Here is a 21,459-nt window from a genome sequence, read left to right as displayed (position 1 = left end):
TCAGCGTCCCTTGCGCCGGGACTGCAACGTGCCTACCAGAGCTTCCAGTTCCGCCAGCTCCGTGTCGCTGACCTGCCCCCGCTCCGACATCCACGCCACGAACGGGGACACGGAACCCTGCAAGGTCTTCTCGACAAAGCGCGCGACGGCGCCCGTCATGACCTCGCCCGTACCGTTGGTAGCGCTGTAACGGAAGCTGCCGTCGATCTTGCGCCGGGTGAGGTAGCCCTTGGCGCGCAGGCGCTCCATCATCGTAAGCACCGTAGACCGCGCGAGCCCGCGCGCTTCCCCGAAACCCGCCCAGACCTCCGCTACCGAACGCTTCGGCGTATCCGCGATGTACTGCAGAAGCGCGAGCTCCTGATCGCCGATCGTCTTCTTGGTCATGCTGCCGCTCCTGACTACATATGTAGGCAGGGTGCGCTTGACGACAGATGTAGTCAAGCATGACTTGCGGCATGGGGGGTAAGTTGTGGGAGCCGCCATGGTGGCGAGAAGCCAACAAAGCGGTGTGGCCGAAAGGTTTGTTGTGCGAGCGGGGTTTCAGACGTCCAAAAAAAACCTCCGCCATGAGGCGGAGGTTTCGGGTTACCTCGTCGATCGCGGTGGATGTGCCACCGCGAGGGATCAGGCGGCCGCGTCCTTGAGCTTCTTCAGCGGACGGACCTTGACCTTGACCGACGCCGGCTTGGCCGCGAACCAGCGCTCTTCGCCGGTGAACGGGTCCTTACCCTTGCGCTTCGGCTTGGCCGCAACGGCAACCGAGGTGATCTTGAGCAGGCCGGGCAGCGTGAACGTGCCGGCGCCCTTCTTGTGAACCGACGCGGAGATCGCGCCTTCGAGCGAAGCCAGCACGGCCTTCACGCTCTTGCTGTCGACACCGCTCTGCTCGACGATGTGCGAGACGAGCGACGACTTCGAAAGCGGATCCTTGATGGGCTTGAGGGCGGCCGGCGCCTTCGCAGCCTTGGCGGGAGCCTTGGCAGCGGCCTTCTTCGCCGCCGTTTTGGTGGTCTTGGCCATGGTTATCCTTGTCACTTTGTTCGAATGAGGCGGCCGTTCTGGCCGGTGCCCTGCGGGCGACTCACTCTAGCGTTGCTTTCGTCCGCTGAAAATAGGGTCCGACGAGTTTTTTTGCCTTTACAGCCCTTTTTTTCAGGGTCCGCGGTGACGCAGTGCGGAAAAAGCCTCGTTCAGATGCCTGCGTACCACTCGTAACCGTTGTCTTCCCAGTAACCGCCGTTGCCTTCGCCCACCTCCGCAAAGCTCGCGACCAGCTCGATGCGGCGCAGGTACTTGGCGTGTTTGTAACCGAGCTGGCGCTCGACACGGAGGCGCAGCGGCGCCCCGTTCGCCACGGGCAACGGTGCGCCGTTCAGCGCATACGCGAGCAGGGTCTGCGGGTGGCGCGCTTCGACCAGGTCGATGCTCTCGTAATAAGGCGTGTCTTCTTCGATGTTGTCGAAGCAATGGAACACGACGTAGCGGGCACCTTCCTTCGGACCGACATGATCGAGCAGGGCAGCCAGCGGCGTCCCCGTCCACTTGCCGATGGCGCTCCATCCTTCGACGCAATCGTGACGCGTGATCTGCGTGCGGGTGCCGAGCGACTTCAACTCCTCCAGCGACAAGCGGGCCGGCCGCTCCACCATGCCGTCGACTTCCAGGCGATAACCGCTGAAGCCATCGCGCAGCAAGGCCTGGTAGGCCGGTGTATCGGGCATGGTGCTGCCGTTGGGCTTGAACACGGGCGAGATGTCGGCTTCGGTGAACTCCTTCGCCAGAGCGGTCGACGGCGAGAGAAATCGTTGCACGCGGCGGGTGACGGCTTCCGCCGATGCCAGTACCTTCGTGCCGGTTTCGCTTTCGGAAATGCGATCGCAACCGGCCAGCGTGGCGCCGCCGAGGGCCAGGAGAGTGCGGCGAAGAAACGTGCGGCGATCAGTCATGCGGGGATGCCTCGGGTTCATCAGGCGCCTTGCGTACGCGGTACCAGCCGGTGAGCATGCCGCGAAGCTGGTTGATCGGGCCGCTCAGGAATACTTCGGCCACGTGGATCAGGACGAAGGCCACGAAGCCCATGGCGATGACGAAGTGGATCGTCCGTGCCGATTGCCGGCCGCCGACGAGGTCGACCAGTCCGTGCAGCACGGCATCCATGCGCGGCGACATCGCCAGGCCCATGAGTACGATTCCCCCTCCGAAGGCAAAGATGACCACGAGGTACGCCAACCGTTGGAGCACGTTGTAGCGAAGCGCCTCGTCACCTTGCGGATGGCGCAGGCGCAAATGGTCGACGATGGACCGGCCGATACCGTGCCAGTCGCGGCGGGTGGGCACGAGGTCACGCGCGAGATGCCGGGTCGCGATCGACCAGCCGACGTAGGCGATGCCATTGGCGACGAAAAGCCAGGCGAAGAAGAAATGCCAGCGTCGCCCCATGGCGAGCCAGCCGGGGCCCGGGATGGTGGCCCACGCGGGAAAACCTCGTGAGGTCCATTCCCCGTCAACCTTGCTCGCGCCAAGTACGCCGGTGGTATCGAAGGTATGGCGGCCGATTCGCGTCGTGCCCTGAGGCGAACCTTGCGCATCCACGCCACCCTCCAGCGCCAGCACGGCCTTGCCTGGATCGGACCGTTCGCCCCAGTACAGCGCCGGATGGGCGTTGAAGATCTGCAGACCGCTGCCAAGCAGCACGCACAGGCAGATCACGTTGATCCAATGCATGACGCGCACCGGCCAGCGGTGGCGATAGACGAGGCGGGTCGCAGGCATCGCGTGGCTCCCGTGGCGGGCTGTCCTGAGTATGACCCGGTAGTGCGCCTTTTTCTTGCGCAGGTTACGCCGGGCGGTCCAGATCACCCGCTTCGATGGCGCGATGCATGTCGTCGCGATCGTCGAGGTCGTCGGCCAGTTCGTCCGCCCGGATGTGTTGCGGGGGAGCGTCGCGCCAGAGGCGACGGAATCCTTCATCGCCCTGCAGTGCCGTGGCGCGTTGGAAGGTGGTGGCGGTGAGTACGGCAGGTACGCCCTGGGCGTCGCCATAGGCAGTCACCGTATCGCGAGCGCCATCGTGTGCGTCGAGCAGCGCGGTAAGGTGGCGTGACGCCAGCGCGAGTTGGTCGACCACGGTGACGAGCACGGGACGCTGCCCATCCGCCAGCATCGCCGCCGCGATGCGCAGCGAAGAGGCCATGCCGGTCTCCCAATCGGGATTGAAGACGAATTCGACGTCACAGGTATCCAGCGCCGCCATCACGGCATCGGCATGAGCGCCCACGACCACGAGCGTTCGCATGGGCGAGGTCGCCAGTACGTGGCGTGCCGTCCGGGCCACCAGGGTTTCGCCGCCACGGGTCAGCAATTGTTTCGGTCGCCCGAGGCGACGGCTGCCGCCAGCGGCGAGGATCACGGCATCGTGCGGGGCGTTCACGGCATCCGCGCGCGATCGCGCTGGGAGACCTGCGCCAGAATGGAGACGGCAATGCCGTGCGGCGTCTGCGCTCCGATCGGCAAACCGGCCGGAAGATGCAGCCGGGCGAGTTCGTCGTCGCCGATGCCGCCCTCCCTGAGCCGCTGCACACGCGTGTCGATCTTGTTGCGGCTGCCCAGCACGCCCACCGCAAACGCGGGGGAGCGCAGTGCCCGAGCGGCGACGGCATGGTCCACTTCCGCGTCGTGGCTCAACGAATAGACGGCCGTACGGTCGTCGAGGACCAGCTCCGCAAGCGCTACCGGGAGCGACCGCGCATCGTAGGACACGAGGTCGAGCCCTGGCGGTGGCGTCTGCGGGCCGTGCGGACGGAGCAGCATCACCTCCATGCCCAGGAACGGGGCAAGGCGCGCCACCGCGAGCGTGACCGGATCGCCACCCACCGCCACGATGCGCAGGGGAGGGCGCTGCACGATCGCGTACGTGTCTGCGTCGCCCTCGCAGGCACCGTCCCGGATCTGCCAGGCGCCACTGGCGGCACCGGCGAGGACGGTGACCGTGCGTCGTTCTCGCCGTGCCAGGAGCAGAGCGGCGACGTAGGCGGAAGGGTCGACCAACTCGCGAACGAAGATACCGATGCGCCCGCCGCAACTGAGCTGGATGTCCACGACATCGCTCCCCACGCCGTAGTCGAGCAACCGGGGGCGGCCTTCCGCGAGCACCATCGCCGCTTCGCTGGCGACGGCGGCTTCGACGCATCCCCCCGAGACGTAGCCGGCGACGCGGCCGTCGGCCGCGATGACCATTTCGCTACCCAACGGCCGAGGCGACGGCCCTTCCGTGGCGACCAGGGTCGCCAGTGCCACGCGCCCGTCGTGAGCGAACTGCCGTAACGACGGCAGCAGGTCTTCGACGAGAGCGTAATCAGGCCAGACTGGCCAGGCGGAAGCGGGGGAAGGGTCCGGGGCGTTCATGGGGGAAGTCTGGCATGAATGCGAGGGCGGTCGTTGAATGGTGGAAGGATGCAAGGCGTTCGTGGGCGAAGTCTGGCAGGATGGCCGGAGTAGCAGCGTGACGGAGCGGAAACTCCCGCCTCACGCTCCCCGTGCTTTGCTAAGGCGACCATGTCACCCCTCATCGACCGCCACGGACGTACCAAGCGCAAGCTGCGGATTTCGCTTACCGACCGCTGCAATTTTCGCTGCACCTATTGCATGCCGGAGCATCCGGACTGGTTGCCGCGCGCGAGCCTGCTGGAGCGGCACGAGATCGTGCGTCTTGCGGGCCTGTTCGTCGACCACGGCATCGACCAGATCCGGCTGACCGGCGGCGAACCGCTGCTGCGTCGGGATCTCACTGAATGCGTGCGAGCCATCGACGCGCTTCGCGAGCGCGGGCTGTCGCGTCTGTCGATGACCACGAATGCCTCGCGCATCGCGCCGAAGGCTCGTGAGCTCGTGCAGGCGGGCATCGACGATTTCAATGTGAGCCTGGATGCGATCGATCCGGACACGTTCCGCCGGCTCACTCGCCGGGAGATCGCCCCGGTGCTCGATGGCATCGCCGCGCTCGTCGATGCCGGCGCGGCGATCAAGCTCAATGCCGTCATTGTTCGCGGCGACAATCACGAGGACGTAGTGCCTCTGCTGGAGTGGGCGATGGCGCGCGGTCTGCCGCTGCGTTTCATCGAATACATGCCGCTGGACGCGCCGGGGCAGTGGAAACGCGATGCCGTGTTTTCCGAAGCCGAAATGCTGGCGGCCATCGCGCGCTCCCATCATGTGGACGTGCTGCCGCGGGGCAGTGATCCGGCCACGCCGTACCGGGTGGACGGCGGCTATCCTCTTGGCATCATTTCCACCGTGTCCAATCCGTTCTGCGCCACTTGCGATCGCCTGCGAATCACGGCCACCGGTGAGTTGTTCACCTGCCTGTTCTCGCCGATCGGCACGCCGCTGGGCGCCCGCCTGCGCGAAGGCATCGACGACGCCGCGCTCGCGGCGCAGGTCGCACGGGCCGTATGGCTGAAGGATGCCGGCTATGCCTCGCGTCCCGGCCCGGTGGATCGACCGCTGACCATGCACGCGATGGGTGGCTGAGCCCGCCCTCGTCGAAGGAACCACCATGACACCGATCGTTTTCGAACTCTATGCGAACCTCGAGCGCCTGGCCGGGGAAAAGGAATGCCGGATCGACGCGGGCGACGAGCCACGCACGGTCGCCGATGCGCTGGCGCTGCTGGCGCAGGCACGCCCGACATTGGCCAGTTCGCTAGAACGTTGTGCCTGCGTGTCAGGCGATACCATCATCCGCCGTGCCGATCCGTTGCCTGCCGATCGGCGCATCGCATTGCTTCCGCCGGTGGCGGGAGGCTAGGCATGGCGCACGACGTTCTCTCACACCAGCCTGTCACCATCGAGCCCCTGCTGGAGCTCAGCGACCATCCCGAATGCGGTGGCCTCGCCTTGTTTGTCGGCACCGTGCGCGACCACCACGAAGGCCGCGCCGTCCGCCATCTCACATACACGGCGCATGAGCCGCTGGCAGCCAAGGTCATCCGCGAGGTCGAACAGGCCACACGCGAGCGCTATGGCGTGCCGTACGTGCGCATCGTGCATCGGCTTGGCGATCTTTCCATTGGCGATGTCGCCATCGTGTGCGTCGTACGTGCGCCGCATCGCGCCGAGGCGTTCGATGCGTGCCGCTACGCGGTGGATGCGGTAAAGCACGGCGCGCCGATCTGGAAAGAAGAGTTCTACGCGGATGGAAGCAGCGCCTTCGTCGAAGGCTGCTGCATCCGTGACGACCTCGACGACGCGGCACCGACGCCGCACCGCCACCACTCCCATACGAGCCACGGATGAAAGACGTCAGCCAGAAACCGGACTCCCTGCGCATTGCCCGCGCCACCGCCACCTTGCATGCGCCGGCCAACTGCATCGACCTCCTGCGCACGGGCGACACAGAAAAAGGCGATCCGCTGAAGACGGCACGTGTCGCGGGCATTCTTGCCGCCAAGCGCACGGACGAGCTGATTCCGCTGTGCCATCCGTTGCCGATCCATCGCGCCGACGTGCATTACGAACTGGCCGATACGTCCGTGCGCGTGATCGCCGAGGTGCAGACGATCGGGCCGACGGGCGTGGAGATGGAGGCGTTGACCGCCGTCAGTCTGGCCGCGCTCACGCTGTACGACATGCTGAAGCCTTATGCGGAACCCGACGACTTGCACATCGAGGATTGCCGCCTGGAGCGCAAGACCGGCGGCAAGTCGCACTATCGACGTACGCTCTCGACGCCGCACAGCGCTGCGGTCGTGGTCCTGTCGGATTCGGTGGCCAGTGGCGCGAAGCGTGATACGGCGGGTACGTACGTGCGCGATGCGCTGGTCGAGGCGGGATTCGCCCCCGTCGAGTATGCGGTGATTGCCGACGATGCCGCCGTGCTGGGCGATCTGGTGGGCTCGCTGGTGGATGGCGGTATCGCGCTTGTGATCACGGTGGGCGGTACGGGCCTCGGTCCGCGGGACATCACCGTCGATACGATCCGCCCGATGCTCGACGTCGAGATCCCCGGCATCATGGAAGCGGCACGCGCCTTCGGCCAGAAGCGCATGCCGTTTGCGATGCTCTCCCGCGGCGTCGCAGGCTACGTGCGCGACACGCTCGTCGCCACGTTCCCGGGAAGCCGTGGCGGCGCCAGCGAATCGCTGGCCGCCACGCTGCCGGGCCTCGTCCATCTGCTGGAGACCGGGCGCTCGGGTGGCCGGCATCCCGGTGGCTACGGCGAGGGTCACTGAGGTGGCGCTCCTGCCGATCCACGCGGCATTCGAGCACTATCGGACCTCGGTCCATCCCCTGCCGACGCACGACATTCCGCTCGAACTGGCCTTGGGCGCCGTGCTGGCGGAATCGCCGACGGCGCGCATCGCGCTGCCTCGGTTCACCCAGAGCGCCGTCGATGGCTATGCGGTTCGCGCTGCCGACGGAATGGCAGCACGGTTGCTCGTCGGCACCTCGGCAGCCGGGCAGCCCGCTGCGGTATCCGTAGGGCCGGGCCAGGCGGTGCGAATCCTTACCGGCGGCGCGATCCCCGACGGCGCCGACGCCGTGGCGATGCAGGAAGTCGTGGATCGCAACGACGATCGCATCGTGCTGCGTGAACCTGTCCGTTTGGGGGACGCCATACGCCACGAAGGCGAGGAGCTGACGATCGGCACGGTGATCGCGGAAGCGGGTCAGCGGATCAATGCCGGCCTGGTGGCCGCGCTGGCGATGGCCGGCGTCGGTTCGGTGGAAGTTCGTCGTCGGCCGCGTATCGCGGTGATTGTGACCGGGGACGAGGTGGTGCGGGTGGGCGAGCCGCTGTTACCGGGGCAGGTATACGACGCCAACGGACCGCTGCTGCGCGCGTGGTTCGTCGAGCACGGTTACGGCGAACCCGTCGTGGCTTATGTGCGCGATGACGAAGCCGCGCTGGAAGAAGCCATGAGTGCGGCGCTGGACAGCGCGGACCTGGTGATCACCAGCGGCGGCGTATCGGTCGGCGATCGCGATTTCGTTCCACTCGTCGCCGATCGACTCGGTGTGCGCAAGGTGTTCTGGAAGGTGGCGCAGAAGCCGGGCAAGCCATTGTGGTTCGGCATGCGCGAAGGCAAGGCGTTGCTGGGTATGCCAGGCAATCCGGCCGCCGTGCTGGTGTGCCTCGCGGTGCATGCACGCGCGGTACTGGGTTTGCTGGAAGGTGAAACGGGAACGCAACCGGCTTGGCGCACGGGCGTGCTGGCGTCGGCCGTACCGGCGGATGCGCAGCGCGACCGGCTGGTGCGCATGCGTCTGGATGTCACGAACAGCACGGCGGTATTGCACCTGCTGCCGCACCAGGAATCGCACATGCTGAGCAATCTCGCCTCAGCGCATGCGTTGGCATGGCTCCGCGCGAGCGATTCGGCATTCGCCGCGGGCGACACGGTGCCCTGGATCGCGATCTGACGTATCGGCGCCAGGGGGTAGCGATGCTCGCTGCCCCCTGGCGCCGGCTTGAGCTGAACGCGTCTTACCAGGCCTTCACGTCGGAAACGACGACGGTGTAGTCCTGCATGTCCGGCGAGTAGCGGAACAGGCGGCCGAGGTCGAAGTCGACGCTCTTGCCCGGCTCGATGTTGGAGGTGCCGGCGGGCCAGCCCTGCTTGCTCGCGACGACCTTGCCGGACGCGTCCTTGGCGTCGATGCGGATCTGCGCTGCAGCCGGCTCGCCGCACTTGTTGACGAGGTTGCCCTTCATGCTGAAGCGCGGCTGGCCCGAGCCCTGCTGCAACTTCACGGCAAAGCCGTCGATGGCGAAGTCCTTGGCTGCGCAAGCGGCGTTGGCGGACAACGGGGCGGCGACGAACAGGACAGCGGCGATGGCGATCTTCTTCATGGGTGTTACCTGTCGATAGGGGAAAGGTGCACACCCTCAGGGGAGGGCGTCAGCTTTCGTATCGGCAGGGGCCGAGGGGACTTTAGGGGTTGTCCTACAGCCGCGGCGCTAGACCGCGGCGGCGAAAAGGTCCGCCATGGGTTGGTCCACTGTGTCCGGTTCGAACCAGCGCTTCACCGGCGCGAAGCTGCGTCGATGGATGTCGCAGGGCCCCAGTCGTTGCAGGGCTTCCAGGTGCTCGGGCACGGCGTAGCCCTTGTGCTTCGCGAACCCATAGCCGGGATGCACGGCCTCGATGGCCTGCATGTGTCGATCCCGGCTGACCTTCGCCAGGATCGAGGCGGCACTGATCGCCGGTTCCGTCGCATCGCCGCCGATAACGGCGCGGCCCTCGCAGGGGAGGGTCCGCGGCAGGCGGTTGCCGTCCACCAGCGCGATCTGCGGAGCCATCGACAGGCCCATGAGCGCACGGGTCATGCCAACCATCGTCGCCTGGAAGATGTTGATGCGGTCGATCTCGTCACGTTCGACGAAGACCACGCAATGGGCGAGGGCGCGCTCCAGGATGCGATCGTGCAGCTTTTCCCGAACGGCCTCGTTCAGTTGCTTGGAGTCGTCGAGGCCGCGGATCGGCCGGGCGGGGTCGAGAATGACGGCGGCCACCACGACCGGACCGGCCAGCGGGCCGCGTCCAGCCTCGTCTACCCCGGCGATGATGAGATCGCGGGCGAGTTGCGAGGTGACGTTGCGCTTGCGGGGCATCGGCAAAGCCTAGTGCGCGGGCGCGCTCGCGGGCAAGCCGGCACGGGCCAGCAACTCCGCGATCGCGTCGGCGGCGTGGTCCGCGGCCCGGCCGTCCAGGCCGCCGCGCAGTTCCTGATGCAGGTATTCGAAGGCGGCGACGATCTCGCCGCGGCGTTCGCTGTCGGCCAGGAGGTCGAGCGTGGCCTGAGCCAGATTGCCGGGGGTGCAGTCGTCCTGCATGTATTCCGGGACCAGCGGTTCGCGGCCAAGGCCGCAGGCACGGGCGAGGATGTTTGGGAGGCTGTAGACGTCGGTCTTCAGCATGCGCAGGGCCTTGGCGATGCGATAGCTGGTGGGCGATACGCGGTAGCCGACGACCATGGGTCGCTTGGCCAGCATCGCCTCCAGCGTGGCCGTACCCGAAGCGAGCAGCACCGCGTCCGACGCGAGCATGGCCTCGTGCGCGTGGCCGTCCGTGAGCAGAGGGGGCGTGCCGGGAAAACCTTGGAGCAGGGTTTCCAGGCGCGCGTGAACCTGGTCGTTGGCCGCCGGCACCACGATGCGCACGGCGGGCATGGCCGCCGCGACACGTCTGGCGGCCTCGATGAAGATGGCCCCCACGCGCTCGATTTCGCTCGGGCGGCTGCCTGGCAGGACGGCGAGGACGGGCGCGTTATGAGGAAGACCGAGGGCGTCGCGGGACGCTTCCCGATCGGACACCATCGGGAAACGGTCGGCCAGCGGGTGACCCACGAAGCGCGCATCTACGCCGTGGCGTGCATAGATGGCCGGCTCCATGGGGAACAGGCATAGCACGCGTTCGGCGGACTCGCCGATCTTTGCCGCGCGCTTCTCCCGCCACGCCCAAACCGACGGGCTGACGTAATGCGCGGTGAGGAAACCGGCCTGCTTGAGCTTGCGCTCGACGCCGAGGGTGAAATCCGGGGCGTCGATGCCGATGGTGATCGACGGCTTCGCGGCGACGAGGCGGGCGAGCAACTCCCGGCGCAGGCGGAGCAAGCGCGGAAGATGCTTCACCACTTCGGCGAAGCCCATCACCGACAACTCGCGGATGTCGTACCAGGACTCGAAGCCTCGCGCGAGCATGCGCGGGCCGCCGATGCCGACGAAGCGCGCAAGCGGGTAACGCTCGCGCAGCGCATCGATGAGATCGGCACCAAGCTGGTCGCCCGAGTCCTCGCCCGCGATGAGCGCGATGAGCGGAGCATCGGACGAGAGCATGGTCTGCTGCATGGTAAGGGTGGTCTCCCGCAGACGGCGAGGCGGCTTCGTGAAACGTCGGCGCCATGGCGGCGCCGACGGGCATTACCTGGCGAGCGAGCGCTCGCTCCGGTCGATGAATTCGAGCATCTGACGCACGTCTTCGCTCGCTTCGGCCTGGGCCATCAGTTGTTCGCGCGCTTCGGCGAGCGGCAGGCCTGCCATGTACAAGGTGCGGTAGGCACGCTTGATGGCGGCGATGCGAGTGGTGTCGAAGCCGCGTCGCTTCAGGCCTTCGCTGTTGATGCCGCGCGGACGGCCACGCGTCTCGTTGGCCATCATCACGAACGGCGGCACATCCGAACCCACGAGACAGCCCATGCCGATGAACGCATGCGCGCCCACCTTGCAGAACTGATGCACGCCGGAATAGCCGGAGAGGATGGTCCAGTCGCCGATCTCGGCATGCCCGGCCAGGGCCGAGTAGTTCGAGAAAACGACGTGGTTGCCCACTTGGCAATCATGCGCAACATGCACGTAGGCCAGCAGCCAGTTGTCGCTGCCGATACGGGTGATACCGCCGCCATCGCCCGTGCCGCGGTTGATGGTGACGAACTCGCGGATGAGGTTGCGATCGCCGATGACGACCTCGGTGCGCTCACCCTGCCACTTCTTGTCCTGCGGCGGGCCGCCGATGGAGGCAAACTGGGAAATGCGATTGTCCCGCCCGATGACGGTGGGGCCTTCGATCACCACGTGCGGACCAATGGTCGTGCCTTCGCCGATGACCACGTCCGCGCCGATGATGCTGTAGGCACCGATGCTGACGTTGTCCGCGATGCGTGCGGACGGATCGATCTGCGCGGTGGCATGGATCATTTGTCGGCCCTCGCGGCGCACATCAGTTCGCAGCAGGCGACGATCTTGCCGTCTACCTTGGCCTGAGCCTCAAACAGGCCCATACCGCGAATGAGACGTTTGAGCGAAACCTCCATGCGCAACTGGTCGCCGGGGGCAACCACGGCGGAGAAGCGCGCGTTGTCCACCTTGACCAGATAGAACAGCGGGCTACCCGACTGGCCGTCGATCTGGCTGGTGATCTGGGTGAGCAAGCCGGCCGTCTGCGCCATGGCTTCGACGATCAGAACGCCCGGCATGACCGGATGGCCGGGAAAATGACCCTGGAAGAACGGCTCGTTGATCGTGACGTTCTTGATCGCGGTGATGGTCTTGCCCGGATCGATCTCGATGACCCGGTCCACCAGCAGGAACGGGTAGCGATGCGGCAGAAGCCGCTGGATCTGCTCCACGTCCACCGGCAGCGTCACGGCAGCTTTCGTTTCGGTCATTGCCCTTTATCCTTTTCCAGCGCCGCGAGGCGACGCGCGTACTCGTCGAGATGTTTCATGCGCGCTGCATTTCGCCGCCATAGGCGGTTCTCCTGCAGCGGGGAGCCGGACGAATATTCACCGGATTCCCTGATCGATGCCGTCACGAGGCTTTTTGCCGTGATGGTAACCCGGTCGGCCAGTTCGAGGTGGCCCAGGATGCCCGCATTGCCGCCGATGAGGCAGTAACGGCCGATTTTCGCGCTACCGGCGACGGCCGAGCAGCCCGCCATGGCCGTGTGCGCGCCAATATGCACGTTGTGGGCGATCTGAATCTGGTTGTCGAGGCGTACGTCCTCTTCGAGCACCGTGTCGTCGAGCGCACCGCGGTCGATGGTCGTGTTGGCCCCGATCTCGCAGTCGTCGCCGATGCGCACGCCGCCCAGTTGGGGAAGCTTGACCCAGTGGTCGCGGTCGAACGCGATGCCGAACCCGTCGGAGCCGATGACAGCGCCCGGATGCACGAGGACACGCTTGCCGAGGGTGACTCGAATGACGAGGGTCACGCGCGCCACGAGGCGGCTGCCTGCACCGACGACGCAACCCGGTCCAATCGTGCAATGCGGGCCGAGTACGGCGTTTTCCTCGATGACGGCGCCATCTTCGACGACGCAGCAAGGACCGACGCTCGCGCTGGGATGCACGCGTGCCGACGGCGACACCACGGCACTCACGTGGATCCCATGCGGCGCATCGGCATGCTTTTCGAACAGCGCCGCGATCTTCGCGTAAGCGACGTACGGATCCTTCGCTACCAGAGCAGCGCCCTGGCGCAAGGGCAGGGACTCGGCCGCGAGTACCACGATGCCGGCCTGGGATTCGGTGAGCTGCGAGGTGTATTTCGGGTTCGACAGAAAGGTGAACTGGTTGGGCGTGGCTGTCGCCAAGGTGCCGACACCGTCCACGGTGGTGGCCGGATCGCCGTGCGCCTCCAGCCCGAACCGCTCGGCCAGTTCGCCAAGAGTGAATTGCGGATTCCCGCTCACGGAAAACTCCCAAAAGAAAGGGGTGGCGTTTGAGCCACCCCTCTGATTCTACAGGTTCTTTGCTTGGACCTTTAGAAGGTGTTGCCGAAGGTGAACTGGATGCGCTCGACGAAGCGGCTGTCGGCGTCCTTCTTACGGAACGGCACGGCGAAGTTGATGATCAGCGGACCAATCGGCGCCTGCCACTGCAGCGAGAGGCCGGTGGAGGCACGCAGCTCGCTGGCGTCGAACGCACCATAGTTCTTGTAGACGTTGCCGACGTCCACGAACCAGGACACGCGGGCCGTGTTCACGTCCTTGAGGAAGGGCAGGGGCAGGAACACCTGCGCCGTGCCCAGCACCTTGAACGCGCCACCGACCGGCTGGCCGTAGCTGTAGTAACCGCCCGTGCATTGGCCCTTCGAGTTCGGTGCCAGCGTGGTGCTGCCGCCATCGCACAAGCGCGGGCCGAGGGTGTTGTCCTGGAAGCCGCGCACGTCGCGCACGCCACCGGCGTAGTAGTTTTCCCAGAACGGGAATTCGACCTTGTCACCCTTCTGGTACAGCAGGTGCTGGACGGGCTGGCCGTCCGCGCCGACGGTGTAGTAGTAGCCGTTGTTATCGTAGGTCTGGCCGTAGGTCTTGCCGTACCCGATCTGACCGTCGAGGTAGAGCACGAAACCCTTGCCGATCGGCCAGTAGTGGTTGGCCTCGCCGAACAGCTTGTAGTACTGGACAGTGGAGCCCGGCAGCGAACCCGAGATCGATGCCGTGAGCTGACCGCCGCGGGTCGGTGCCCAGTAGCTGTTGCGCGTGTCGTGCGAGTAGCCGAGGCTCGACGTCCACGAATGGATCGTCTTGTTGCCAATGGCGTCCTGGTACGCCACGAGCTGGCTCGGCGTGTAGAACGAGGTGTTGATGAGGTTGGAGCTGACGCCCAGGCTCGTCGACACCGAGTCGAAGTCGGTGATCGGGAACGACAGCGTGGTCTCGAACGACTTCGTGCTGTACGTGTAGTTGGCGAGGTCGGTATCGCCGTAGTCGAGCTTGCTGTAACCCAGGTTGTAACCGATCTGGATACCGGAGTCGGTCAGGTAGGGGTTGGTGTAGCTCGCGTTGACGCGCTTGTAGTACGTGCTGGTTTCCGCGCCGATGGAGAAGCGGTCACCCGTACCGAGGAAGTTGTTCTGCGACACGGACGCCGACAGGATGATGCCGGAGTACTGCGAGTAACCCACGCCGAACATCAGCGAGCCGGCCGACTGTTCCTCGACCTTGGCGGTCAGGTCGACCTGGTCGACGGTGCCGGGAACCAGTGCCTTGTCGATGTCCACGGTCTTGAAATAGCCGAGGCGCTGCAGGCGGGTCTTCGAACGATCGATGGCGCCCTGCGAATACCAGGAGCCTTCGAGCTGGCGCATTTCACGGCGCAGCACCTCGTCTTCCGTACGGGTATTGCCTTGGAACACCACGCGACGAACGTACACACGCTTGCCCGGCTCGATGAAGAGCGTGAGGTCGGCAGTGCGCTTGTCCTTGTCGAGCTTCGGAATCGGCGTGACCTTGGCGAACGCGTAGCCGATGTTGGCGAGGATGCCCTTGATCGCGTCGGTGCTGGCTTCGATGGCACCGCGATTGAAGGTGTCGCCCTTGTGGATGAAGACCAGCTTGCGCAGGGTCTCTTCGGGCAGGATCAGTTCGCCGAGCAGCTTCACGTCGGAGACGGTGTAGACCTCGCCTTCCTTCACGCTCGCGTCCACGTACATGGCGCGCTTGTCCGGGCTGATCGCCACCTGGGTGGAATCGATGCCAAAGTCGGCGTAGCCGCGGTTCATGTAATAGTTGCTGAGCTTCTCCAGATCGCCGGAGAGCTTCTCGCGCGAGTACTGGTCGTCCTTCGAGTACCACGACAGCCAGTTGGTGGTGTTCGACTCGAAGCCGTCGCGAATTTCCTTGTCGCTGAAAGCCTTGTTGCCGACGACGTTGATCTCCTTGATCTTCGCCGCCTTGCCTTCGCGGATTTCGATATCGATCGCCACACGGTTGCGATCCAGGCGCGTGACGTGCGGCTCGACAGAGACGTTGTACTTGCCGCGGTTGTAGTACTGGCGGATCAATTCCTGCTGCACGCGGTCGAGCGACAGGCGGTCGAAGGTCTCGCCTTCGGCCAGGCCGATTTCCTTCAGGCCCTTGCGCAGGTCGTCTTCCTTGATGTCCTTGTTGCCGCGCAGCGTGAGCTTGGCGATGGCGGGACGCTCGATGACCTTGATCACCAGAATGTCGCCCTGGCGGTCGAGTTCGACGTCGCTGAAGAACTTGGTTTGGTACAGGGCGCGGATGGCGGCCTGGGCCTTGTCGTCGCTAAGGGTCTCGCCCTTTTCGATCGGCAGGTAGCTCAGCACCGTGCCCTGCGCGATGCGCGTCAGGCCGTCGATACGGATGTCGGAAACGACAAACGGCTCGAAAGCGGCAAGCGCATTGGCGGACAGGGAGGCAAGCAGGATCAGGGCGGCGATACGCTTCATCGTCGATTCCGTTGGGTTAATTCCAGTCGACGGCGGACGAGGCCGGCGACCGAAGAGGAGCACGCGCCGGGCTCATGCCCAGCGTCGTTCGGCGCGGAGCGCGTGTGCGCCCGTAGCCTGGGTGATACGGTGATGCCGTGCGATGGCGCGCACGTGCGTCGGACCCGCGTACTGCGCGGCACCGACTCACGACACGAGCATTCGCTGAATATCGTTGAAGAACGCGAGCCCCATCAGCGTGAACAGCAGGAGGATGCCCACATATTGGCCGGCGATCATGGTGCGTTCGCTGACCGGGCTGCCCTTGATCAACTCGATAAGGTAATACAGCAGGTGCCCACCGTCCAAGACCGGGATGGGAAGCAGATTCAGAATGGCAAGGCTGAGCGAGACCAGGGCGAGGAAGTTGAGGAACCAGCCGAGGCCGCGATTGGCCGAATCGTTGGCCACCTGCGCGATGCCGATGACACCGGAGAGGTTCTTGGTGGATGCCTCGCCGGAGAGCATCTTGCCGATCAGGTTGAAGGTGGACGTCGTGCCCGACCAGGTGGCGCGAAGCGATTCGCTGAAGGCGCGCACGGGTCCGTAGCGCAGCGTGGCTTCTTCCGGGGCCTGGCGGGCCACGCCGATCAGCCAGCGCGTGGGCTGGCCCTGTTCGGATTTCATCCGCGCCGTGACTTCGAAGGTCTTCGTCTGGCCGTCGCGCTGCACTGCTACCGCGAGCTTCGGGGAGACCGCAGCTTGCTCCGGCACGATTCGGGTGAAGTCACCGAAATCCGATACCGGCTTGCCGTTGACGCTGAGGATGCGGTCGCCTGTGCGGATGCCGGCGAGGGCAGCGGGATCGCCCGGCACGACCTGGCCGACGACCGGGGGCGCTTGCAGGCCGAGTCCCAGTTGGTCGAAACGCTTGCCGATGTCACCGCCGGCATCGAGCCGCTGCACGGGCAGCACCACGTCGCGCTGGGTGCCGTCGAGACCCTTGACGCGCACCGGCAGCGGTTCATTGCCGAGCAGCGCGTTGGCGAGGATCTCGGTGGCGTCGCTCCACGTGGCCACGGCATCGCCATTCATCGCGATCAGGCGATCGCCCGGGCGGATGCCCGCGACCGCCGCAACGCTGCCGGTACTTGCGGTGACGACCGGGGCCACATCGGGCTTGCCAATCATGTACATCGCCCAGAAGGCGACGACGGTAAAGATGAGATTGAAGACGGGGCCGGCCGCGACGATGGCGATCCGCTTCCACACCGACTTGCCGGTGAATTCTTCGTCGCGCTCGGCCGGCGAGACGTCGCCCTCGCGGGCATCCAGCATCTTGACGTAGCCGCCAAGGGGAATCGCTGCGATCTGGTACTCAGTGCCGTCCTTCGCCACACGACGCCACAGCGGGCGCCCAAAGCCCACCGAGAAGCGCAGCACCCGCACGCCACAGCGGCGAGCGACCCAGTAGTGGCCGAATTCATGGAAGGTCACCAGCACGCCGAGCGTAACCAGTAGCCAGAACACGGAACCTAGGACAGGGCTCATCGGGGAGGGAGGGTCTCGGTGGAAAAAGTGTTGGAGTGGAGCGAGTTTAGCAGTAAGCGCGATGGAGCACGCCCCGCGCCGCCCGACGAGCTTCGGCGTCACGTGCCACAAGGGTCTGGACATCGACCACGGGTTGGGCCGGCAGTTCCTCAAGTACGCGCTCTACCAGTTCCGAGATGCCCAAAAAGGGGAGGGAACCGGCGAGGAACGCCTCTACGGCTACCTCGTTGGCGGCATTGAGGATGGCGGTGGCATCGCCGCCCGCGCGCAGCGCCGCGAAGGCGAGGGCGAGGCAACGGAAGGTTTCCAGGTCGGGGGCTTCGAAGTCGAGCCGGGCGTGCGCGGCCAGATCGAGGGGCGCCACGCCCGCCTCGATCCGCTCCGGAAAGGCGAGGGCGCAGGCGATCGCGGTGCGCATATCCGGGTTGCCGAGCTGCGCGAGGACCGATCCGTCCACGTAGTCGACAAGGGAATGGACCAGGCTTTGCGGGTGGACCACCACTTCGATGGCATCGACCGGTGCGGCGAACAGGTGATGGGCTTCGATCACTTCCAACCCCTTGTTCATCAGGGTGGCGGAGTCGACCGAGATCTTCCGGCCCATGGACCACTTGGGATGTGCGCAGGCTTCGTCGGGTGTGATCGCGCCCAGCTCGGCGCGCTTCCGGCCGCGGAAGGGGCCGCCCGAGGCGGTCAGGATGAGCCGGCGCACGCCCGCGCGAGCGAGGTCGGGCCGTCCGCCAGGCAGACACTGGAAGATGGCGTTGTGTTCGGAATCGATAGGGATGAGGTCGCCACCGCCCTGGCGCAGCGCGTCCAGAAGCAGGGCGCCACCCATCACGATGGATTCCTTGTTGGCCAGGAGCAGGCGCTTGCCCGCGCGCGCCGCGGCCAGGGTGGAATCGAGGCCTGCCGCGCCGACGATGGCGGCGACGACCGTGTCGCACAGCGGTCCGGCTGCCGCCGCGGTGACGGCATCAGCGCCGGAGGCCACGTCGCAGACGACCCGGGCCGCTGCAAGTCGGCGGGCGAGGTCGGCCTCCATGGCGGGGTCGGCGATGATCGCCAGGTCGGGACGAAAGCGCTCACACAGCACGGCCAGCGCCTGGGTATCGCGATGGGCCACGAGCACGCTGGCGCGGAAACGCTCGGGATGGCGGGCGATGACGTCGAGCGTACTGCCACCGATGGAGCCGGTAGCGCCCAGCACCGCGACCTGACGCGGACTCATGCTCAGAGTCCCAGCAGCAGTTTGCCGGCCACGAACACCGGCAAGGCGGCGAAGACGCTGTCGAGACGGTCGAGCAGACCGCCATGACCAGGGAAGAGCGCGCCCGAATCCTTCACGGCCGCATGGCGCTTCATCAGGCTCTCGAACAGGTCGCCCACCACGGCAATGCCGACGGTGGCGACGCCGAGCACGACCATGCCGCACAACGGCCACGTGCCGCGCACCCCGAGCAGGTATCCGCCGAGGAAGGCCACGAGACCGCCCGCCATGACCGCGCCGTACACGCCAGCCCATGTCTTGCCAGGGCTGATGCGCGGCGCGAGTTTGCGCCGCCCGAACTGCCGTCCATTGAAATAGGCCCCCGTGTCGGCGGCCCAGACGATCACGAGCGCGAGTAGGGTCCACCAGTTGCCACGATCACTCGAGTGCAGGAGCGTGGCCGCGGCAAAGGCGGGCACGATCACCAGTGCGCCGGTCCCGAGCTTGAGCAGGCGATTCTCTGCATTGGGAGCGGCGGAAAAATTGAAGTTTCGCAGCCAGAAGCAGCAGCCGATCCACCATGCCACGCCGATGACGGTCAACAGGGTCAGCAGGCCCGGCGTGCGGATGATCAGCAGGGCGACGAAGATCGCGGCCGCCGCCATTGTGACGATGGCACGGCCTGCCTGGGTGCGGCAGCCCGCCAGCAGGCTCCATTCCCACGCCGCGCCCACGAAGACGATGGCGATCAACGTGGCGAAGAAGCCGGTCGGCGGCAGGAGGATCAGCGCCAGGACCAGCGGTATGAGGATCGCAGCGGTGATGATGCGTTGCTTGAGCATGGGATTCCGGCGTCAGCCCGCGACCTGTTCGCCGGTGCGCCCGAAGCGGCGCTCGCGGCGGGCATAGTCGTCCAAGGCCTCGGCAAGGCAGGCCTGGTCGACGTCGGGCCACAGGGTGTCGGTGAAGTAGAGCTCGGCATAGGCGATCTGCCAGAGCAGGAAGTTGCTTACCCGGCGCTCGCCGCCGGTGCGAATGAACAGGTCCAGCGGCGGCTGGTCGGCCAGGCAGGTATAACCGTGCAGACGCTGTTCGTCGATGTCGCCGATGGCGAATTCGCCGCGAGCTGCCGCTTCTGCCGCGAGGCGTGCGGCGCGCGCAATATCCCAGCGACCGCCGTAGTTCACTGCCACGTTCATGTTGAGCGCAGCGTTGTTCGCGGTTCGCGCCATGGCGGCTTCCATGCGCTCGCGCAGTTCGGGCGCGAAGGGTTCCAGATCGCCTACGAAGCGAATGCGCACGCCGTTGCCGTGAAGCTCGTCCACCTCGCGGTCGATCGCCTTCAGGAACAACTCCATCAGGGCGGATACCTCGCTGGGCGGCCGTTGCCAGTTCTCGCTGGAGAAGGCGAACAGCGTCAGCGACGCGATGCCCTGGCGCAGGCAGAATTCCACGGCCTCGCGAACGGCCTTCTGCCCCGCGTGGTGACCGAACGTGCGCGGGCGAAAGCGCTGCTTCGCCCAGCGGCCGTTGCCATCCATCACGATGGCGAGGTGGCGGGGTACCCGGGCGTCGGGCCTCGCTGCCATGGGACGGTTCCGATGGCGCGTCAGAGCGCCATCAGCTCCTTTTCCTTTTCCTTGACCACGTCGTCGACCAGCTTCACGTATTTGTCGGTGAGCTTCTGGATGTCGTCGTCGGCGCGCTTCTGGTCGTCCTCGGTGATTTCCTTGTCCTTGAGCAGCTTGGCGACGTGCTGCACGGCATCGCGGCGCACGTTGCGGATGGCGATCTTGGTCTGCTCGCCTTCCTTCGCCACGCTCTTGGCGAGTTCCTTGCGGCGCTCCTCCGTCGGCGGCGGGAAGTTCAGGCGGATGTCCATGCCCATCGTGGTCGGCGTGATGCCCAGATCGGACGCCATGATGGCCTTCTCGATCGGGCCGACCATGCTCTTGTCGAACGGCTTCACGGACAGCGAGCGCGCATCCGGCGTGGTCACGTTGGCGACCTGCGAGAGGGGGGTGTCGGTGCCGTAATAGGGCACGCGGATGTTCTCGAGAATCGACGGGTTGGCGCGGCCGGTGCGGATCGTCTTCAGGTCGTGCTTGAGCGAGTCGATGCTCTTGCCCATGCGGGTCTCAGCATCTTTCTTGATGTCGTTGATCATGGGCTTTCATCCGGTGGAACGGGTCAGCAGGCGAGTATAGCAGCGGCGTCGGCACGGCCATGCTGCGCCGTGCCACGGAAGCGCCGGTTCAGCCGGCGTCGACGAGCGTACCTACCGCCTCGCCGTGCATGATCTTCATGAGGTTGCCGGGCGCAGTCATGTCGTAGATGCGCAGGGGCAGCTTGTTCTCGCGGCACAGGGCGATGGCGGCGGTATCCATGACCTCCAGCCGACGCTCGATCACCTGGTTATAGGTGAGGTGGTCGTAGCGCTGGGCGCTCGGATCGCGTTTCGGATCGGCGGAATACACGCCATCGACCTTGGTGGCCTTGAGCAGAAGGTCCGCACCCACTTCGACCGCACGCAGCGCAGCGGCCGAATCCGTGGTGAAGAACGGGTTGCCGATGCCCGCGGCGAACAGCGTCACGCGGCCCTTTTCCAGATGCCGGATGGCACGACGACGGATGAAGTCCTCGCACACCTCGTTGATCTTGATGGCGCTCATGGTGCGTGCCTCACCGCCGAGTTTCTCGATGGCGTCCTGCATGGCCAGCGCGTTCATCACGGTGGCGAGCATACCCATGTGATCGCCGGTGACGCGGTCCATGCCCGCGGCCGCGAGGCCGGCACCGCGGAAGATGTTGCCGCCACCGATGACGACACCCACCTGCACACCCGCTTCGCGAACTTCGAGGATTTCCTTCGCGAGCCGCCCGATCACCTTCGGATCGATGCCGTAATCCTCGCTGCCCATGAGGGCTTCACCGGAGAGCTTGAGCAGGATGCGGCGGTGGTTCAGCGGATTGCTCATGGGGGTCTCCAGATTGTGTGGGGCAAAACGGCCGTAGTTTAGCG

General features: G+C 65.8%; 24 protein-coding genes. 5 read left to right on the top strand and 19 right to left on the bottom strand.

The genetic code is table 11. The features are described 5' to 3' along the window. From BT115_RS07225 to BT115_RS07200, 6 genes are all read right to left on the bottom strand, one after another. The gene (locus tag BT115_RS07225) at window positions 1-387 is read right to left on the bottom strand and encodes a BlaI/MecI/CopY family transcriptional regulator (RefSeq protein ID WP_072321790.1); all 387 of its coding nucleotides are present in this window, start codon (window positions 385-387) and stop codon (window positions 1-3) included. 240 nt (window positions 388-627) lie between these two features. After that, window positions 628-1,023 carry an HU family DNA-binding protein gene (locus BT115_RS07220; RefSeq protein ID WP_072321789.1) on the bottom strand — a complete coding sequence of 132 codons (396 nt, stop codon included), beginning with the start codon at window positions 1,021-1,023 and terminating at the stop codon, window positions 628-630. Between the two features lie 170 nt (window positions 1,024-1,193). Beyond that, complete coding sequence (locus tag BT115_RS07215) at window positions 1,194-1,949, bottom strand: molybdopterin-binding protein (RefSeq protein WP_072321788.1); 756 nt, start codon at window positions 1,947-1,949, stop codon at window positions 1,194-1,196. Further along, the gene (locus tag BT115_RS07210) at window positions 1,942-2,775 is read right to left on the bottom strand and encodes a cytochrome b/b6 domain-containing protein (protein ID WP_072321787.1); all 834 of its coding nucleotides are present in this window, start codon (window positions 2,773-2,775) and stop codon (window positions 1,942-1,944) included. The genes BT115_RS07215 and BT115_RS07210 overlap by 8 nt, the downstream gene beginning before the upstream one ends. A 64-nt stretch (window positions 2,776-2,839) precedes the next feature. After that, a complete protein-coding gene (locus BT115_RS07205) occupies window positions 2,840-3,433 on the bottom strand; it encodes a nucleotidyltransferase family protein (protein ID WP_072321786.1) in 594 nt (197 codons plus the stop codon). After that, the gene (locus BT115_RS07200) at window positions 3,430-4,407 is read right to left on the bottom strand and encodes an XdhC family protein (protein ID WP_072321785.1); all 978 of its coding nucleotides are present in this window, start codon (window positions 4,405-4,407) and stop codon (window positions 3,430-3,432) included. The genes BT115_RS07205 and BT115_RS07200 overlap by 4 nt, the downstream gene beginning before the upstream one ends. Window positions 4,408-4,557: 150 nt before the next feature. Here BT115_RS07200 and moaA point away from each other — a divergent pair, with 150 nt between their 5' ends. From moaA to BT115_RS07175, 5 genes are read left to right on the top strand one after another with little or no spacing between them, the layout of a single operon-like run. After that, window positions 4,558-5,532, top strand: a complete 975-nt coding sequence (gene moaA, locus BT115_RS07195) for a GTP 3',8-cyclase MoaA (RefSeq protein WP_072321784.1) — start codon at window positions 4,558-4,560, stop codon at window positions 5,530-5,532. Window positions 5,533-5,557: 25 nt separating this feature from the next. After that, on the top strand, window positions 5,558-5,809 hold the full coding sequence (locus BT115_RS07190) for a MoaD/ThiS family protein (RefSeq protein ID WP_072321783.1): 252 nt from the start codon (window positions 5,558-5,560) through the stop codon (window positions 5,807-5,809). 2 nt (window positions 5,810-5,811) lie between these two features. Then, window positions 5,812-6,297: a molybdenum cofactor biosynthesis protein MoaE gene (locus tag BT115_RS07185; RefSeq protein WP_072321782.1), complete on the top strand. Its 486-nt coding sequence runs from the start codon at window positions 5,812-5,814 to the stop codon at window positions 6,295-6,297. Then, entirely contained in the window at window positions 6,294-7,232 is a 939-nt protein-coding gene (gene moaCB / locus BT115_RS07180) for a bifunctional molybdenum cofactor biosynthesis protein MoaC/MoaB (protein ID WP_072321781.1), read from the top strand. The genes BT115_RS07185 and moaCB overlap by 4 nt, the downstream gene beginning before the upstream one ends. After that, window positions 7,195-8,424 (top strand): molybdopterin molybdotransferase MoeA, encoded by a 1,230-nt coding sequence (locus tag BT115_RS07175; protein WP_177257390.1) that lies wholly within the window; start codon window positions 7,195-7,197, stop codon window positions 8,422-8,424. The genes moaCB and BT115_RS07175 overlap by 38 nt, the downstream gene beginning before the upstream one ends. Before the next feature lie 64 nt (window positions 8,425-8,488). Here BT115_RS07175 and BT115_RS07170 read toward each other — a convergent pair whose 3' ends face one another. The 13 genes from BT115_RS07170 to pyrH all read right to left on the bottom strand — a co-directional run bounded on the left by BT115_RS07170 (window position 8,489) and on the right by pyrH (window position 21,415). Continuing rightward, window positions 8,489-8,854, bottom strand: coding sequence for a hypothetical protein (locus BT115_RS07170; protein WP_072321780.1), 366 nt, complete (start codon window positions 8,852-8,854; stop codon window positions 8,489-8,491). 108 nt (window positions 8,855-8,962) lie between these two features. Next, a complete protein-coding gene (gene rnhB / locus BT115_RS07165) occupies window positions 8,963-9,616 on the bottom strand; it encodes a ribonuclease HII (RefSeq protein WP_072321779.1) in 654 nt (217 codons plus the stop codon). Between the two features lie 9 nt (window positions 9,617-9,625). Continuing rightward, window positions 9,626-10,852: a lipid-A-disaccharide synthase gene (gene lpxB, locus BT115_RS07160; RefSeq protein WP_072321778.1), complete on the bottom strand. Its 1,227-nt coding sequence runs from the start codon at window positions 10,850-10,852 to the stop codon at window positions 9,626-9,628. A gap of 72 nt (window positions 10,853-10,924) precedes the next feature. Further along, the gene (lpxA, locus tag BT115_RS07155; protein ID WP_072321777.1) at window positions 10,925-11,698 is read right to left on the bottom strand and encodes an acyl-ACP--UDP-N-acetylglucosamine O-acyltransferase; all 774 of its coding nucleotides are present in this window, start codon (window positions 11,696-11,698) and stop codon (window positions 10,925-10,927) included. Then, window positions 11,695-12,168, bottom strand: coding sequence for a 3-hydroxyacyl-ACP dehydratase FabZ (gene fabZ / locus BT115_RS07150; protein ID WP_072321776.1), 474 nt, complete (start codon window positions 12,166-12,168; stop codon window positions 11,695-11,697). The genes lpxA and fabZ overlap by 4 nt, the downstream gene beginning before the upstream one ends. Then, window positions 12,165-13,193: a UDP-3-O-(3-hydroxymyristoyl)glucosamine N-acyltransferase gene (gene lpxD, locus BT115_RS07145; protein WP_072321775.1), complete on the bottom strand. Its 1,029-nt coding sequence runs from the start codon at window positions 13,191-13,193 to the stop codon at window positions 12,165-12,167. Before lpxD ends, fabZ begins: the two co-directional genes overlap by 4 nt. Before the next feature lie 71 nt (window positions 13,194-13,264). After that, window positions 13,265-15,697, bottom strand: coding sequence for an outer membrane protein assembly factor BamA (gene bamA / locus BT115_RS07140; protein ID WP_072321774.1), 2,433 nt, complete (start codon window positions 15,695-15,697; stop codon window positions 13,265-13,267). A gap of 186 nt (window positions 15,698-15,883) precedes the next feature. Further along, window positions 15,884-17,227 carry an RIP metalloprotease RseP gene (gene rseP, locus BT115_RS07135; RefSeq protein ID WP_072321773.1) on the bottom strand — a complete coding sequence of 448 codons (1,344 nt, stop codon included), beginning with the start codon at window positions 17,225-17,227 and terminating at the stop codon, window positions 15,884-15,886. Window positions 17,228-17,273: 46 nt separating this feature from the next. Beyond that, window positions 17,274-18,458: a 1-deoxy-D-xylulose-5-phosphate reductoisomerase gene (locus tag BT115_RS07130; RefSeq protein WP_072321772.1), complete on the bottom strand. Its 1,185-nt coding sequence runs from the start codon at window positions 18,456-18,458 to the stop codon at window positions 17,274-17,276. A 2-nt stretch (window positions 18,459-18,460) separates the two neighbouring features. Continuing rightward, window positions 18,461-19,279: a phosphatidate cytidylyltransferase gene (locus BT115_RS07125; protein WP_072321771.1), complete on the bottom strand. Its 819-nt coding sequence runs from the start codon at window positions 19,277-19,279 to the stop codon at window positions 18,461-18,463. 12 nt (window positions 19,280-19,291) lie between these two features. Continuing rightward, window positions 19,292-20,026, bottom strand: coding sequence for a polyprenyl diphosphate synthase (gene uppS / locus BT115_RS07120; RefSeq protein ID WP_072321770.1), 735 nt, complete (start codon window positions 20,024-20,026; stop codon window positions 19,292-19,294). 20 nt (window positions 20,027-20,046) lie between these two features. After that, window positions 20,047-20,604: a ribosome recycling factor gene (frr, locus tag BT115_RS07115; RefSeq protein WP_072321769.1), complete on the bottom strand. Its 558-nt coding sequence runs from the start codon at window positions 20,602-20,604 to the stop codon at window positions 20,047-20,049. Between the two features lie 88 nt (window positions 20,605-20,692). Further along, on the bottom strand, window positions 20,693-21,415 hold the full coding sequence (pyrH, locus tag BT115_RS07110) for a UMP kinase (RefSeq protein ID WP_072321768.1): 723 nt from the start codon (window positions 21,413-21,415) through the stop codon (window positions 20,693-20,695). Window positions 21,416-21,459: the final 44 nt, after the last annotated feature.

Origin of the sequence: Luteibacter sp. UNCMF366Tsu5.1, assembly GCF_900119235.1 — a bacterium.
Taxonomy (GTDB): domain Bacteria; phylum Pseudomonadota; class Gammaproteobacteria; order Xanthomonadales; family Rhodanobacteraceae; genus Luteibacter; species Luteibacter flocculans.
This window is presented reverse-complemented; position numbering and strand designations above follow the sequence as displayed.